General features: G+C 34.4%; 18 protein-coding genes. 5 read left to right on the top strand and 13 right to left on the bottom strand.

From position 1 onward, the window contains the following. Positions 1–30 precede the first annotated feature (30 nt). On the bottom strand, positions 31–444 hold the full coding sequence (locus tag HP569_RS01235) for a CoA-binding protein (protein WP_182199257.1): 414 nt from the start codon (positions 442–444) through the stop codon (positions 31–33). A gap of 184 nt (positions 445–628) precedes the next feature. On the opposite strand from HP569_RS01235, the gene plsY reads away from it, so the two are divergent. The 3 genes from plsY to yidD all read left to right on the top strand — a co-directional run bounded on the left by plsY (position 629) and on the right by yidD (position 2,537). Then, positions 629–1,216, top strand: a complete 588-nt coding sequence (plsY, locus tag HP569_RS01230; RefSeq protein ID WP_182199256.1) for a glycerol-3-phosphate 1-O-acyltransferase PlsY — start codon at positions 629–631, stop codon at positions 1,214–1,216. A 134-nt stretch (positions 1,217–1,350) separates the two neighbouring features. Then, a complete protein-coding gene (folE2, locus tag HP569_RS01225; protein ID WP_182199255.1) occupies positions 1,351–2,301 on the top strand; it encodes a GTP cyclohydrolase FolE2 in 951 nt (316 codons plus the stop codon). A gap of 14 nt (positions 2,302–2,315) precedes the next feature. Continuing rightward, positions 2,316–2,537 (top strand): membrane protein insertion efficiency factor YidD, encoded by a 222-nt coding sequence (gene yidD, locus HP569_RS01220; RefSeq protein ID WP_182199254.1) that lies wholly within the window; start codon positions 2,316–2,318, stop codon positions 2,535–2,537. A gap of 91 nt (positions 2,538–2,628) precedes the next feature. On the opposite strand, the gene HP569_RS01215 is transcribed toward yidD, so the two are convergent. From HP569_RS01215 to sspN, 5 genes are all read right to left on the bottom strand, one after another. After that, positions 2,629–2,928, bottom strand: a complete 300-nt coding sequence (locus HP569_RS01215; protein ID WP_182199253.1) for a hypothetical protein — start codon at positions 2,926–2,928, stop codon at positions 2,629–2,631. Further along, complete coding sequence (locus HP569_RS01210) at positions 2,929–3,351, bottom strand: acyl-CoA thioesterase (protein WP_182199617.1); 423 nt, start codon at positions 3,349–3,351, stop codon at positions 2,929–2,931. Beyond that, positions 3,351–5,636 (bottom strand): AAA family ATPase, encoded by a 2,286-nt coding sequence (locus tag HP569_RS01205; RefSeq protein ID WP_182199252.1) that lies wholly within the window; start codon positions 5,634–5,636, stop codon positions 3,351–3,353. Before HP569_RS01205 ends, HP569_RS01210 begins: the two co-directional genes overlap by 1 nt. A gap of 386 nt (positions 5,637–6,022) precedes the next feature. Continuing rightward, the gene (gene tlp / locus HP569_RS01200) at positions 6,023–6,247 is read right to left on the bottom strand and encodes a small acid-soluble spore protein Tlp (protein WP_182199251.1); all 225 of its coding nucleotides are present in this window, start codon (positions 6,245–6,247) and stop codon (positions 6,023–6,025) included. Positions 6,248–6,259: 12 nt separating this feature from the next. Continuing rightward, positions 6,260–6,403 (bottom strand): small acid-soluble spore protein N, encoded by a 144-nt coding sequence (gene sspN / locus HP569_RS01195; RefSeq protein ID WP_182199250.1) that lies wholly within the window; start codon positions 6,401–6,403, stop codon positions 6,260–6,262. 127 nt (positions 6,404–6,530) lie between these two features. Between sspN and HP569_RS01190 the strand changes: the two genes are divergently transcribed. After that, the gene (locus HP569_RS01190) at positions 6,531–6,677 is read left to right on the top strand and encodes an FbpB family small basic protein (protein ID WP_182199249.1); all 147 of its coding nucleotides are present in this window, start codon (positions 6,531–6,533) and stop codon (positions 6,675–6,677) included. Between the two features lie 45 nt (positions 6,678–6,722). Here the strand turns inward: HP569_RS01190 and acnA are convergent, their stop codons facing one another. Then, positions 6,723–9,431, bottom strand: a complete 2,709-nt coding sequence (acnA, locus tag HP569_RS01185; protein WP_182199248.1) for an aconitate hydratase AcnA — start codon at positions 9,429–9,431, stop codon at positions 6,723–6,725. Between the two features lie 213 nt (positions 9,432–9,644). On the opposite strand from acnA, the gene HP569_RS01180 reads away from it, so the two are divergent. Then, positions 9,645–9,755, top strand: a complete 111-nt coding sequence (locus tag HP569_RS01180; protein WP_182199247.1) for a small acid-soluble spore protein P — start codon at positions 9,645–9,647, stop codon at positions 9,753–9,755. Positions 9,756–9,806: 51 nt separating this feature from the next. On the opposite strand, the gene HP569_RS01175 is transcribed toward HP569_RS01180, so the two are convergent. The 6 genes from HP569_RS01175 to HP569_RS01150 form a co-directional block, all read right to left on the bottom strand. After that, positions 9,807–10,931, bottom strand: coding sequence for an ATP-binding protein (locus HP569_RS01175; RefSeq protein ID WP_182199246.1), 1,125 nt, complete (start codon positions 10,929–10,931; stop codon positions 9,807–9,809). Between the two features lie 183 nt (positions 10,932–11,114). After that, on the bottom strand, positions 11,115–11,582 hold the full coding sequence (locus tag HP569_RS01170; RefSeq protein ID WP_182199245.1) for a CcdC family protein: 468 nt from the start codon (positions 11,580–11,582) through the stop codon (positions 11,115–11,117). Between the two features lie 101 nt (positions 11,583–11,683). Next, complete coding sequence (locus tag HP569_RS01165) at positions 11,684–11,911, bottom strand: YneF family protein (protein WP_182199244.1); 228 nt, start codon at positions 11,909–11,911, stop codon at positions 11,684–11,686. 70 nt (positions 11,912–11,981) lie between these two features. Further along, the gene (sirA, locus tag HP569_RS01160) at positions 11,982–12,407 is read right to left on the bottom strand and encodes a sporulation inhibitor of replication protein SirA (RefSeq protein ID WP_182199243.1); all 426 of its coding nucleotides are present in this window, start codon (positions 12,405–12,407) and stop codon (positions 11,982–11,984) included. A gap of 158 nt (positions 12,408–12,565) precedes the next feature. After that, entirely contained in the window at positions 12,566–14,572 is a 2,007-nt protein-coding gene (gene tkt, locus HP569_RS01155; RefSeq protein ID WP_182199242.1) for a transketolase, read from the bottom strand. An 89-nt stretch (positions 14,573–14,661) separates the two neighbouring features. Then, positions 14,662–14,895: a DUF896 domain-containing protein gene (locus HP569_RS01150; protein WP_182199241.1), complete on the bottom strand. Its 234-nt coding sequence runs from the start codon at positions 14,893–14,895 to the stop codon at positions 14,662–14,664. Positions 14,896–14,915 lie beyond the last annotated feature (20 nt).

Below are 14,915 nucleotides of genomic sequence, written 5' to 3'. Positions count from 1 at the left end.
ATCTCTGAATGAACAGAGATTTTTAATCTTTTATTGGGTTGTTGCATGTGCAACCTTAATACAATAATCCATAATAACCGTAAAGTCTTGTTTTTTCAACCATTCATATACATCTTGATCAAAAATTCCTTGCTGTGCCCAAAAAACTTTTGCATCTGTTGTTACTGCATCTTTAGCCACATCTTTAAGAAATATAGATCTTCTAAAGACATTTATAATATCGATCTGATCTGGTACATCACTTAGAGAGTCGTATGCTTTTTCTCCTAATGCCTCGTCGATTGTAGGATTTACTGGAATAATACGATACCCGTTCTCTTGCATTACGCTTGCCACTTTATAGGATGTCTTTTCCGGCTTATCTGATAACCCTACCACTGCAATAGTTTTTGCATTATGCAAGATGTTACTAATTTCTTCCTTACTAGGATGTTTATAATTCATTCTAACATTCCTCCTGTTTATATCTTTTAACAATCAGATTATTTACTTATCTTCTTTACAAATTATTCCCTTTATCAGTCCTAATAAACTTTAGATTCTAGGTAATATATGAATTAACTATACATTATCCTCTCATTTCGTGTTAAAATAACGTTACTGTATTTTAGTTAAAGGGGTAAGTATGATGACATATGTTTTTTTATCAATTATAGCTTATTTATTAGGTTCCATTCCATTTGGCTTAATCGTTGGAAAAATCGGATATAATATCGATATTAGAGAACACGGAAGTGGTAATCTAGGTGGAACAAACACCTTTAGAGTACTTGGTAAAAAAGCAGGCCTTATTGTTACACTTGCTGATATTCTAAAAGGAACATTAGCAACGTTATTACCTGTATTAATAGGTGTTAGTACAGAAGTTAGTCCATTGGTTATTGGTGTTTTTGCTGTTATCGGTCATATTTATCCTATTTTCGCAAAATTTAAAGGCGGAAAAGCAGTGGCAACCTCTGCCGGGATGCTATTGGGTGCAAGTCCGCTTCTGTTCGGTATGATGTTTATTACGTTTTTCATTGTTTTATTCCTTAGTAAATATGTTTCATTAGCTTCCATGGTTACTAGTGTAATTGCAATTATTACAACAATTTTCTTACAGGAAACCGGGTTGTTAATTGTAACAATAATACTTGCGACATTTGTCTTTTATAGGCATACAGCTAATATTAAACGTATTATTAACAAAACCGAACCCAAGATTAAGTGGATGTAAAATGAGTATTAAAAGAGATTTGCTCAAAAGGAATGGATGAGCAAATCTCTTTTACTATACATTTGTAATTGCTTTATTAATGCATAAAAATTGAATACCATTCGTATTTAAATTATACTTTTAAAAAGCAGTAAATGAGAGGGGGTTTTATTGTGCAGTTAAATACAAATAATAAAAGAGCACTACCAAATAAATATGAGAGACACAAGTTATTCGGATCAGTAGAACCTGGCCCAAAAACAAAACCTACTGAAAAGGAAGGTATGGCCGATTTACAAAATAAACAAAATGATTTTTTATTTGATCTTGATGCAGTTGGGATTGCCAATGTTAAATATCCTGTTTTTATAAAAAGTGACATAGACCCTGTCAATCAAACATCAATTGGTGAATTTTCATTTTCTTCATCAGTTTCTAAAAATAGTAAAGGGACAAACATGAGCCGCTTTACAGAACAATTACACGCTTATCTTATTGACGGTTCTATTGATATTAGTCTTGAGAATTTAAAGCAATTCACAAAAGAACTCGCAGTACGCTTAAAACAAAATGATGCTTTTTTGGAAGTGTCTTTTGCATGGTTCTTTGAAAGAAAGAGTCCATCTGTTATGTATAGTGGATTTAATCATGCAGATGCTTTCATCCGTATTCAATACAGCAAGGAGTTTGGTTATGATATTACTACAGGATTAACCGGAACAATTACAACGCTTTGCCCTTGCTCAAAAGAAATTAGTGAATATAGCGCACATAACCAAAGAGGAAATGTAACGATGGAAATCGAGTTAGACGAAAGCTTTGATGAAACATCGACAGATTGGAAAACAGTTTTGTTAGAAGCGGCGGAAAGTAATGCGAGTGCTCGTATTTATCCAGTGCTTAAGCGACCTGATGAAAAAAGGGTAACGGAAGAAGCCTATGAAAATCCACGCTTTGTTGAGGATATGGTACGATTAGTTGCAGCTGATTTGTACGAACAAGCATTCATACGTGCATTTCATGTTAGTTGTCGCAATGAAGAATCCATTCATTTACATGATGCAGTTGCATCTATTACTTATGATAAAACAAACGAAATGAATTGAAATGAAGTGATCCTGTGAAACATATTTTTATTGGAATTATCCGTTTTTATCAAAAAGTTATTAGTCCGATTAAGCCGCCCACATGTAGGTTTTATCCAACATGTTCGCAATATAGTCTAGATGCAGTAAAGCGATTCGGCGCATTTAAAGGTGGATACTTAATGGTTAAACGCATAGCCAAGTGTCAACCATTTCATCCCGGTGGCTATGACCCTGTTCCAGAGAAGAAAAAATAAAGTTTATACAATAAAAGGTACAGCGTCATCGACTGTACCTTTTTTGTTATATAAAAAACGAATGATTTCTTGTGAAGTAACAAACACCTTTCTACAATCCAAACCGATCTAATTGCTGCTGTTGTCCTTCTTTCACAAGAATTTCTTTTTGTTTTGATCCAAATAAATCAAAATGCGGATACTTTTCATCTTGATGTATCCAGTTTGGTGATAGTTGATGCTTCTCTCCCCACTTAATCAGTGTGTTTAAATTATTACACCCTACTTTTGTGACCGTATTACAACCAGGAAAGCGCTCATCCAACCAGTAATGCGTTAAAAAGGCTATTCTGCCATTCTCCACATTTCTTTTCCATTCAATTAATTCAGCTCTTTTCAAACCGAACGCCATTTACTTTCCCTCCAACGCTTGTAAGTATGCTTGATGCCATTCTGGGAATTTTCTTCTCAATGATGTTGGTTTAAAATTCTCTTTTTTCACAATAACGTGCTTTGTTGTACCAGAAACAGCAATATTCCCATCTTCGTCAGTCACTTCATATCGATATGTTGTGCGAATACCATCATATGAATCTAGAAATGTATGAACATATGCTTTTTGACCATAACGAATTGGCTGATTAAAATATACATGCGCATCAATGACTGGAGAAACAACCCCTTGCTCCTCCATCACTGCATATTCAAAACCAAGTGCTTCAACAAATGCTGTTCTACCTATCTCAAACCAGACTAGATAGTTAGCGTGATAGACAACACCCATCTGATCTGTCTCTTGATAACGCACTTGTATTGGAGTTGTTACTTTCATAATTAGTCTCTTCCTTTCACTGTATCCCAAGCTTTTTCTACGTCAGCTTTTGTTAATAAAACAAATGACTCCTCATCATCACGTTCCAGGTCCATTCGTAAGGATTGAAACTGAATTGCTTCATCAATTAAATTAACGATAAACCGCGCATTTCCGTTTATTTGATTGTTTCTAAATTGCTCTTGTAAAAAACCCTCTGCGCCGCTAGCTAATTCGTATTGATATCTATTGACATGGTAATGTACAATTTCGATTAATTCATCTACGTTATAATCCTGAAAATGAAAATACTTTTTAAAACGAGAAGCTAGACCTGGATTACTATCTATAAATTGCTCCATTTCCCTTTGATAACCAGCTAAGATGACAACTAAATTCTCATTATGCTTTGTCATTTCGTCAACTAATGTATCAATCGCCTCTTTGCCGAAATCATTTTTTCCTCTAAATAGAGAGTATGCTTCATCAATAAATAATACACCGCCCAGAGCTTCACGTATCTTCTGTTTTGTTTTGATCGCTGTTTGACCCACATAACCAGCAACTAGATCACTTCTTGACGCGATAACGAAGTGCCCGCGCTTTAATAAGCCACATTCCTTTAGTAAATTGGAATAAATTTTTGCTACTGTTGTTTTACCAGTACCAGGATTACCAGAAAATACAGCGTGTAACTGAATAGGGACGGACGGATAACCGAGCTGCTTGCGTTTTTGTTGTATTCTTACAAAAGATGAAAGCTTCTTCACTTCTTCTTTAATATTAGCTAAGCCAATTAAATTATCAAGTGATTGCATTGGGTCTGTTGAGTCTTGCTTATTGCTGATTAGATCTAAATCTTGTTGATCGATTCGCATATGATCTAGCCAATTATTATTATCACCGACAGTTTCTGCGGCACCTTTATTAAATATTGCTTTTAAAACAATATCACGGACCGTCCTAGCGTTTCCAAACGTATCATCAACTTTTGCTTGATCAATTAATGTTTCTAAACGTTTCAATGCCTCTTCCGTAAAAAAATAGTCATTGCTTAATGCAGTATTCTCAGCAATGTGTTTTAATTCTTCCATTTCAAAATCAGGAAGCGTAATAAAATTCTGATCTGGGAACCTACTTCTTAAGCCTGGATTCGACCATAAAAATTGACGCATTTCTTCTGGATAACCAGCTAATATAACAACAAATCTGTCACCATATTCTTTACTCGTCATAGCAGAAACTAGTGTATCAATTACTGCCTGACCATAATCACTGCCTTGCTGGTCTTGTCTCTTAAGACTATAAGCTTCATCAATAAAAAGAATGCCACCTAACGATTTTTTGATATAGTTAATTGTGTTTTCTTCACTTTGGCCAACGTAAGAACCAACAAGGTGAGAACGATTCACTTCAGTAACTTCTTTTGATTCTAATAGCCCTAACTCATAATATAACTCTGCTAACAGCCTTGCAATTGATGTTTTACCAGTACCAGGATTACCTGTAATAACCATATGTAATCCTTGCTCATCAACCATATGAAAGCCTAATTTTTTTCTATCCTTTTGGTATTTAAGATAGTGATAATATTTTTCGATATAACCTTTCACTTCATCTAAACCAATCATTTCATTTAATTTATCTAAAGCTGTTTTGTGTTCGTTTGATTGCAAAATAGAAGGGATCGATTGATACAATTCATTCTGCAAATGAAGTAAATCTTTAGCATATTGATTTAAGCGTGAGACAGGAATACCATTACGCTTGTTTTGTAGCATATCTATTGAGCTTTCTATCTCTGTTTTGAAATCGATAATTTTTTGTTGAATCTCTTCATACATATTGTTTAGCTCTTTATTTTGTATAGACAGATCTACCATATCCATTTGTAGATCATCTAACCAATCATGCCATTCCTGCATTTTTTTCAGCTTGGCTGGATCAAAATCGGTTTCTCTAAGTGACCATGTATCTAAATTTAACTGTTTTAATTGTAAGTAAAATTGAAAATAGGACTTTAATTCCTTAATAGATTGATACACCTCAATGGTGGAATCATGCATACGCGCTTTATCTAAAATAAAGTCAATCAATTCATCTTCTTCTGTATGACGTTTAAGACGATGGAAGGCCAACATAGTATATAGCGTAGCAAGTGTATTGTTCTGCAGCGGTATATCTTGTGTATTCACTTCATTTAAAATTCTTAGAATATCAATTTCGCTTAATGGAGGTCTTTTTCCAATTGTATTCCAATCATTAATTAACGTTTCATTTACATTATGTTTTTCTAATAGGTTAGTCATAGGAACCGCTCCCTTCACTTTGTCCATTCTATCATATCTTTATCTATTCGTTGATTAAGATGCTTTCTAATTTTAATATCGTGTTACTGTAAAATTAGAAAAAATGGCTATGGAAATACACTCCCTTTCCGCAGGCACGGCTTCAGCTAACTCCGTAAAGCAAAAACCGCTTTACGGAGTGGATCTTCACCTCGTGCTGTTCCTGCTGGACAAGGAACGCTTCGTAAGCGATGCATCGCACGAAGAAAATTGCTTTTTATTTTCGAGGAGTGTCGTGGATTTCCACAGCTAAATGGTTACTTCAAATAAAAATACGAATCTTGATTCTTTTTGTAGAATCAAGATTCGTATTTTTAGAATCATTTTTAAGTTTTGTCCTAGCTTCTTTAATGCGGGTTATTTTTATATTCATCTTTTATTTCAGCACGCATACTTTCAATTGATGCTTCCCTGCGTTTATTTTTATCTTTGATTAACTGCTTTTCTTTCTCATTAGCAAATTGCATTGTCTCATGAGAAGCTTCTATATTAGAAATCGTATTTTGCACCATTTCCTGTAGCTTTTCAACATTATCTTCACGATTATCTGGATTTGGTTTATGTTCGGTCATTTACATCTCTCCTTACTTTCCTTTTTGATCAACTAAATCAGGTGCATGTTCTTCCTTTAATCCCATCTGTTTAGCTTTATTCGCCTTTGCTTTCCTCGGCTGTGTTCCTAACACATCAGGTCTAAATTGTTCACTATTTTTCTTTGGATTACTCAACTGAATTCCCTCCTTCTCCATTATAGTGTGATTCTTGCTTTCATTTTTATTCATCAAAAAGTAATTATAATTATCAGAAAAATGGAAAAGATAGTAATGTTATTTACTATATATTGGAGGGTTATATATGCTAAGAAGACGAACAAACGTAGACTTTGAATCATTAGTGGATTTAAATCGAAAGGAGATTTTGAATGATCTAAAAAAACTAAATGAAATAGAAGAGCGAATAGATGCAAAAATGCATGCTACATTATACATTGATCAAAAATAAAAAATAGAGCCAATTAGGAATGAACACTAATTGGCTCTATGTTAGTTATGCTTCTAGTTTATTTCTTAAAACCATTTGAAGTATACCACCATGTCGATAATAATCAATCTCCACTTCACTATCGAAGCGAGCAATTGCATCAAATGTTAATTTCTCTCCGTTCTGCTTTGTTGCAGTAACTTTAACTGTTTGATTCGGTTGAATGGATTCATCTATAGCAACATCAAATGTTTCAGTTCCTGTTAAGCCTAGTGTTTCAGCAGATTCACTATCTTTAAATTGTAATGGTAATACACCCATCATTACAAGGTTGCTTCGGTGGATTCGCTCATAGCTTGCTGCAATGACTGTTTGTATTCCAAGCAGACTTGTACCTTTGGCAGCCCAGTCACGTGAGCTTCCCATACCATAATCATTACCTGCAATGACAACTAATCCTGTATTATCTTGTTGATATTTCATTGCTGCATCATAAATAGGCATCACTTCATCTGTAGGCCAGTAAGTTGTATAACCGCCTTCTGTTCCTGGAGCTAATTTGTTTTTAATACGAATATTTCCAAAAGTACCTCTCATCATCACTTCATGATTTCCACGACGAGAACCATAAGAGTTAAAGTGGCGTGGTGTAACGCCTTTTTCTTGTAAATATTGTCCTGCTGGCATATCTTTTGCAATCGCACCCGCTGGTGAAATATGATCTGTAGTAACTGAATCTCCAAATAAACCAATTGCACGTAAATTAGTTAAATCCTTCACTTTACTTGGGTCTTTAGACAACCCTTCGAAAAATGGCGGATTTTGAATATATGTTGATTGATCATTCCATGCATATAATGGCTCATCTGTTGTTTCAATTGCATTCCACTTTTCATTGGCATTAAAGACATTTTCGTATTCTTTCTTAAAGATTTCTGGTGTTACAACTTTTTCTACTTCTGACCGAATTTCATCAATAGAAGGCCATAAATCATTAAAATATACCGGTTGTCCGTTTGAGTCTTGCCCTAAAGGTTCATCCTTAATATCAATGTCAACGGTTCCTGCTAAAGCATAAGCTACTACTAATGGTGGTGATGCTAAGTAATTTGCTTTAACAAGTGGGTGAATTCGTCCTTCAAAATTTCGGTTCCCAGAAAGTACAGAGGATACAGTTAAATCATTATCTGCAATCGCTTGTTCGATTTCCGGTAATAATGGACCAGAATTACCAATACATGTTGTACAACCATAACCAACAAGATTAAATCCTAGCTTGTCTAAATATGGCATAAGTCCAGCATCCTCTAAATAGCGTGTTACTACTTTAGAGCCTGGAGCGAGTGAAGTCTTTACATATGCAGGAACTGTTAAGCCTTTTTCTACGGCTTTTTTAGCAAGTAGACCTGCACCTAGCATAACATAAGGATTGGATGTATTCGTACAGGATGTAATTGCCGCAATAGCAAGAGACCCAGTTTGCATTGTAGCTTTTTCACCATTAGCAAGTTCAATATCAACTTTTTTATCGAATTCCGATTTATCCAAACCAAAGCCTTGGTTCCCTGCTGGTGCTGTTACTGCATTTTCAAAAGATTTTTTCATCTGAGATAGAGGAATTAAATCTTGCGGACGCTTAGGACCAGACAAGTTTGGTTCTAATTCAGAAAGATTAATCTCTACAACATCTGTATAGTCAGGATCAGCTTGTTCTGATGAATACCACAAATTATTTTCTTTACAATATTTCTCAACTAAGGCAATGTGATCTTCATCTCTTCCAGTCAGACGCAAGTAATTTAATGCTTCTTCATCTACTGGGAAGAAACCACATGTCGCACCATATTCTGGAGCCATATTAGAAATCGTTGCACGATCAGCCAATGGCATGTCTTTTAAACCAGGGCCGAAATACTCAACAAATTTGCCAACCACTTTCTTTTCTCTTAAAACTTGAGTAACTTTCAACGCCAAATCAGTTGCTGTTGTACCATTTGGGAAGCTGCCTGTGAATTTGACACCAATTACCTCTGGTGCAGGGAAATAAGATGGTTGTCCTAGCATGCCAGCTTCCGCTTCAATACCTCCAACACCCCAGCCAAGAACGCCAAGACCATTAATCATCGTTGTATGTGAATCAGTACCAACTAATGTATCTGGGTACGCTTCTAATTCACCATCATTATTTTCGTTAGCATGAACAACATTTGCAATATATTCTAAGTTAACTTGGTGAACGATACCAGTTGCTGGCGGTACAGCACGGTAATTTTCAAATGCTTTTTGTGCCCAGTTTAAAAATTCATAACGCTCTGCATTACGCTCGAATTCAAGCTCCATGTTTGCAAGTAGCGCTTGTCTTGTTCCATATTCATCAACCTGAACAGAGTGATCAATAACTAAATCGACGGGAACTTCAGGATTGATTTTATCAGGTGATCCACCCATATCAACCATTGCTTTTCTTAATGAAGCTAGATCGACTACAGCTGGAACTCCTGTGAAGTCTTGTAATATTACTCGTGATGGTTTAAAAGGAACATCTGTTTTATCTACTTTCCCCCATGATGCTAATCCTTTTACATGAGACGTTTTTATCACATGTCCATCAAATTGACGAATTAACGACTCTAATAAAACGCGAATAGTAAATGGTAGTCGCTCTACCTTACCTAATCCCGCTTCCTCTAATGCCTTTAATTGATAGAAATGATACGTCTGTCCGTTTAAATCAAATTGTTTTTTAACATTTAAGTTATCTAAATTTTCTGTCATGTATTTACGCCCCCTTTTGTAGTACTACGTAAGCCAAATGCTTTTACAAAATCCTAATATACGTATGTACTTGTTTATTTTATAGGAAATCTGCAAATAAGTAAAATATTTCAGTATTCTTTTCATTGGAAAGTCAGATAGTATAAATACAATTTATTTACTCATACTAGTCCATAATGATGAAAGATTATGAAGCAGAAAGGAGTATTTTTTATGACGAAGCAGGATAATAATAAAAAACCAAATCAACCTTTAAGTGGTTCTAAAAAAGTTAAAAATAAAAACCACAGTAAACAAAAAAACCATAGTAAACATGATATGTAACGATAAACAAGGGAAACATTCACATGAGTAAATGTTTCCCTTGTTTATCGTTCAATTTTGATTAGGTAATGGCAGACATATTGAAAAGACGCTTCCATTGCCTTTAATGGTTTGAATATCTATCGTACCTTCATGATTTTTTATAATTTTATTCGAAATCATTAGTCCAAGACCTGTTCCATCTTTTTTTGTAGTAAAGAAAGGTTCATTTATTTTATGTATTAAATGTCTTGGTATTCCTGGTCCTTGATCAATGATTTTAATATAGCAATGTTCTTCACTTGATAGCACTTCAATTATAATTGATCCGTCCTTAGACATGGCTTCAATGGCATTTTTAATTAGATTAATAAATACTTGTTTTATTTGGGATCGATCGCATAATATCGCAAGTTCTTTTGTAACAATAAGCTCTATTTCAATATTTTTTCTTTTTGCTTGCGTATTTAACAACGTAACAACTTCATGTAGCATAGGCGTAATGGCTTCTAGTTTTTTATTGTCTGTCATTGGTTTGGAGATAAAAAGAAGCTCTGAAGTAATTGTATCAATTTTCTCTATTTCATCCACCATAATAGAATAGTAAGCTTCTTTTCTTTCAATGCCTGCTTGTAGTAATTGAATAAATCCTTTTAATGATGTTAATGGATTTCTAATTTCATGCGCTACACCAGCGGCGAGTTGTCCAGCTACTGACATTTTTTCAGATCGAATTAGCATTTCCTCTGCTTCTTTTTTATCAGTGATATCCTTAGCTAATATGAAATTCATTATTTCCTTAGTGCTAGATATATAAATAGAAGCAACAGACAAATCAAACCAAATATAATTTTCATTATTGTTTCGCATACTAACGGTAAATTTTTGAATATTACTGGTTTCTTGATTAAAATCCCGAATAACTAGTCTTTTATGATTTGGTGGGAAAAAGTCAATTATTGATTTACCAATTAAATCACCTGGCAAATAGCTGAGATTTTTTTCGATAGATGATGATACAGATTCTATTCTACCTGAAGGTGTGCATAGCATATAAAAGTCAAAACCATTTAATTCAATCCAATCGATAATGTCATGGGGTAATTGTGTTAGGGAGATTGAATCAGGAAGTTTATCAATATGAAAGGTAGCGCAAACTGTATCGAAATCTAAAACATTTTTTCCAATTTCCTTCATACCAACCGTCCTCCTTATCTCACAATCCGTTATAACCTGCCATTACTTGACAATTATAACATACTCTTTACATATATATTAGTTCAATTTAAAATTTATTACCGAAAAGTTACAAAATTTTAGATTTTTAGTACTAATTTACGAAAAAAATAATTGATTAAAGAGGTTCGTTTTATAAAAAAATTATTTTTCAAGCCTTTTTACAAGTTTTTTATATTGAAAATACATTGATAATCTCCAAGTAATGATCATACCAAAAGCTAATAAAAAGAAAATTCCACTTGTTTCACCTAAAGAAATTTGAGCACTTACTAACCATTTAAGCAATAACCTTATAATTAGTAGAACTACTAGTAGTAATATAAAATATTTAGACGGTTTAAGATAAATCTCTTCGTTCTTTACCTCCATATGCGTAGATTTAATTAAAAAGATAGAGAATAAAATACCAACTAATAGAGCTACTATCACCTCTAATAACGGAACACGAAATTGAGGGAATAAAAACATTAGTGCTCCTGTGCTCATGAAAAATGGAGGTAGTAAAATACGCTTAGCATTTGTCGGTTTCTTTGAAGCTTTGGCTCTAATTACAATCATAGTTGTTGCCATAAACAATCCTACAATGGTACTACCTATTACCCAAAACATAATAACTATTCCTTTCTCACATTACATAGTACAATTTATAAATCCCTTGTCACCAATAGGCGCAAGGGATTTATAAATTGCAATGTTTATCTATAATGATCTTACTTCATGTCATTTTGATTATTCATTGCACGCATCATTTGATTAATTTTCTTCTGTGATGGCTTTTGCCCCATCTGCATCATCATTGTACGTAGCATTTGTTCATTAATTGGTGGGTTCTTTTTAAGATAATTCATCATGTATTTACGAGCAATAAAGAATCCTAAAGCCACACCAGCAAGTAAAGCAATAATTGCAATTACAACTACCCAAATCGTGCTTAACATGTGTTACTTCCTCCTTCACATTCTCTCTCATACAGTATAGTAGACAATAAACAAGATTACAATAGTTGAATTAAGAAAGCAAGGCTTGTTTTTTTATCGGGGATAGCCACCCATAATTATGTCCACTTTTCTCAACTATAAAGCAACAGGAATCAAATTGTTCGAGCCATTGAAAAAAATGAATATAGGCACGTTGTAATGAGTCAAATTCAACTTCTACCCATCGTTGTTTTATTTGATTTGGAATAGCATAATCAGCTTTATTTATCTTAAAATCACTTAATAACTCTGAAGATTCGTGTGGAACTTCATTTTCTATAAAACGAAATAAATCTTCTATTTCTATTAATCGAGTAATATAACGAAATTGTTCTTGTAAATCCTTTCGATAAGGTTGCGTGAGAAAAGAATGAAAAAAACGACATAATATATCTGATTTATAGAAATAATTTGCTTGTACCTCTTGTTCTAAAAAAAACATATAATATTTTTGCATCGACTCATCCTCCGCTTTTTGACATAGTATACCCGATATTTTTTGCATATACTGTCATATTCTGAAGGGAAAAAAGATTTATTTTGTCATGCTTACTATACTTATGTTGTCATATGCGAAATAAAGCCTCCATACGGTAATATGGAGGCTTTACATATTTATCTCTTCATCATTTTCTCAAAACGATCTACAACATTCTCTACGGTAAATCCGTATTCTTCCATAATTTTATCACCATTAGCTGATGCACCGAATGTATCGATAGCAAGAATGTCTCCTTGGTCACCTGTGAAACGCTCCCAGCCAAATGGAGAAGCCATTTCAATAGCTAGACGCTTCTTCACGGTTGGAGGCAATACTGCATCTTGATATGCTTGATCTTGTGCTTTAAAACGATCCCAAGATGGAATGCTTACTACACTTACATCATAGCCTTTATCTTTCAATTCTACTTGAGCTTTTACAGCAAGTTGAACTTCTGATCCAGTTGCAAGTAGTAAAGCATCTGGTGTTTCCTTTTGTGCAGGGCTAACGACATATGCACCTTTTTTAACACCTTCGTATGCATTTTCTTTCGTTCCTGCTAATGTAGGAAGATTTTGTCTAGTTAAAACTAGCATAGTCGGTAATTTCTTAGATTCTAGGGCTAAACGCCAAGCAGCTTGTACTTCATTTCCATCTGCTGGACGAATAACAGATAAATTAGGCATTGCACGGAATGCCGCTAATTGTTCTACTGGTTCGTGTGTTGGACCATCTTCACCAACTGCAATCGAATCATGTGTTAATACATAAGTAACAGGTAATTCTTGAATTGCTGATAAGCGCACAGCTGGACGTAAGTAATCACTGAATACAAAGAACGTACCACCGAATACTTTTAGACCACCGTGAAGCGCCATTCCGTTCAATGCAGCTGCCATAGCAAACTCACGCACACCAAACCAAATGTTTCTTCCAGAATAATCGAATTTAGAAAAATCTTTTTCATCATTGATCGTTGTTTTGTTTGAGCCAGCTAAGTCTGCACTTCCGCCGAAGAAATATGGTACAGCTTTTGCTACTCCATTTAATACTTTACCTGAGGAAGCACGTGTTGCAACAGTATCTTTTTCAGGTTCAAATACCGGTAAATCCTTTTCCCAATCTACAGGTAGTTCACCTTTAATTGCAAGGTCTAATTCTTTTGCTAATTCAGGATAAGCAGATTGGTAGCTTTCAAATAACTTATTCCACTCTTGCTCTGCCTTTTCGCCTTTTTGGACAATCTTTTCATTGAAATCTTGATAAACTTCTTCTGGAACATGGAAGTCTTCATGATCCCAACCATAATATTCTTTTGTTAATTTAATTTCATCTTTTCCTAATGGTGCACCGTGTGATGCAGATGAAGCTGATTTGTTAGGAGAACCATAACCAATTACTGTTTTCACTTCAATTAATGTAGGTTGATCTGTATTTGCTTTTGCTTGCTCAATCGCATTACGAAGAGCTTTTACGTCATTTCCATCTTCAACGCGAATCACTTGCCAACCGTAAGCTTTAAAACGATCTTCCACATTTTCAGAGAATGCTTGATTTAATTCACCGTCTAGTGAAATATCATTTGAATCATAAAGTGCAATCAATTTTCCTAATCCTAAATGACCAGCTAAAGAAGCAGACTCATGAGAGATACCTTCCATTAAATCGCCATCACTTACTAAAGCAAATGTATAATGATCAACTACATTATATTTGTCTCTATTATATTTTGCTGCTAAATGAGTTTCAGCCATTGCCATCCCTACTGACATTGCAACCCCTTGTCCAAGTGGACCAGTAGTAGCTTCAACACCGTCAGTATGTGTTACCTCAGGGTGACCAGGTGTCTTAGAATCCCACTGTCTGAAATTTTTCAAATCATCAATCGTAACTTTATATCCGGATAAATGAAGTAAAGAATATAATAACATGGAGCCATGACCAGCTGATAAAACAAAACGATCACGATTAAACCAGCTTGAATTCTTTGGATTATGATGCATAAAGTCCGTCCATAATGTATAAGCCATTGGAGCTGCCCCCATTGGAAGTCCCGGATGTCCGGAATTTGCGTGCTCGATTGCATCTATTGCAAGCGTTCTTACTGTGTTAATAGAAAGCTGTTCAATTTGATTTGCCATCTTTGTTACTCCTTTCAACATTTAAAAATTATGTACCTATTTTATCCTATAATGAAAACGGATATTATACAAGTCTTTGAGGGGTTAAATTACGATTTATCCCCATTATCTTGTAGATCTTTCACTTTTTGGGGTGTAACATCCTCCCCATTAGGATCAACTATTTTCATACCTTTAAATTGATTCTTAAAAGATTTCCTTACATTCTTTAAATACGCTTGTCTTAGTTCTTGTTGTTCTTTTTTCTCTTCTGCAGTTAATTCTTGTTGCTTCGATTTGTTAGCTAACTCATTGATTCGATTTAACTTATCTTTTGATAACACGATGACTCACCTACTTTATT

The sequence above is a fragment of the Paraliobacillus salinarum genome, from assembly GCF_014083865.1.
Taxonomy (GTDB): Bacteria; Bacillota; Bacilli; order Bacillales; family Amphibacillaceae; genus Paraliobacillus; species Paraliobacillus salinarum.
The sequence above is the reverse complement of the archived record's forward strand: the minus strand, read 5'-3'. Positions and strand labels throughout refer to the sequence as shown.

Excerpts from the sequence above, each read along its gene's own strand:
- HP569_RS01235 (WP_182199257.1), bottom strand. The coding sequence starts at position 444 with ATGAATTATAAACATCCTAGTAAGGAAGAAATTAGTAACATCTTGCAT.
- plsY (WP_182199256.1), top strand. The coding sequence starts at position 629 with ATGACATATGTTTTTTTATCAATTATAGCTTATTTATTAGGTTCCATT.
- folE2 (WP_182199255.1), top strand. The coding sequence starts at position 1,351 with ATGAGAGGGGGTTTTATTGTGCAGTTAAATACAAATAATAAAAGAGCA.
- HP569_RS01215 (WP_182199253.1), bottom strand. The coding sequence starts at position 2,928 with ATGGCGTTCGGTTTGAAAAGAGCTGAATTAATTGAATGGAAAAGAAAT.
- HP569_RS01205 (WP_182199252.1), bottom strand. The coding sequence starts at position 5,636 with ATGACTAACCTATTAGAAAAACATAATGTAAATGAAACGTTAATTAAT.
- tlp (WP_182199251.1), bottom strand. The coding sequence starts at position 6,247 with ATGACCGAACATAAACCAAATCCAGATAATCGTGAAGATAATGTTGAA.
- HP569_RS01190 (WP_182199249.1), top strand. The coding sequence starts at position 6,531 with ATGCTAAGAAGACGAACAAACGTAGACTTTGAATCATTAGTGGATTTA.
- acnA (WP_182199248.1), bottom strand. The coding sequence starts at position 9,431 with ATGACAGAAAATTTAGATAACTTAAATGTTAAAAAACAATTTGATTTA.
- HP569_RS01180 (WP_182199247.1), top strand. The coding sequence starts at position 9,645 with ATGACGAAGCAGGATAATAATAAAAAACCAAATCAACCTTTAAGTGGT.
- HP569_RS01175 (WP_182199246.1), bottom strand. The coding sequence starts at position 10,931 with ATGAAGGAAATTGGAAAAAATGTTTTAGATTTCGATACAGTTTGCGCT.
- HP569_RS01170 (WP_182199245.1), bottom strand. The coding sequence starts at position 11,582 with ATGTTTTGGGTAATAGGTAGTACCATTGTAGGATTGTTTATGGCAACA.
- HP569_RS01165 (WP_182199244.1), bottom strand. The coding sequence starts at position 11,911 with ATGTTAAGCACGATTTGGGTAGTTGTAATTGCAATTATTGCTTTACTT.
- sirA (WP_182199243.1), bottom strand. The coding sequence starts at position 12,407 with ATGCAAAAATATTATATGTTTTTTTTAGAACAAGAGGTACAAGCAAAT.
- tkt (WP_182199242.1), bottom strand. The coding sequence starts at position 14,572 with ATGGCAAATCAAATTGAACAGCTTTCTATTAACACAGTAAGAACGCTT.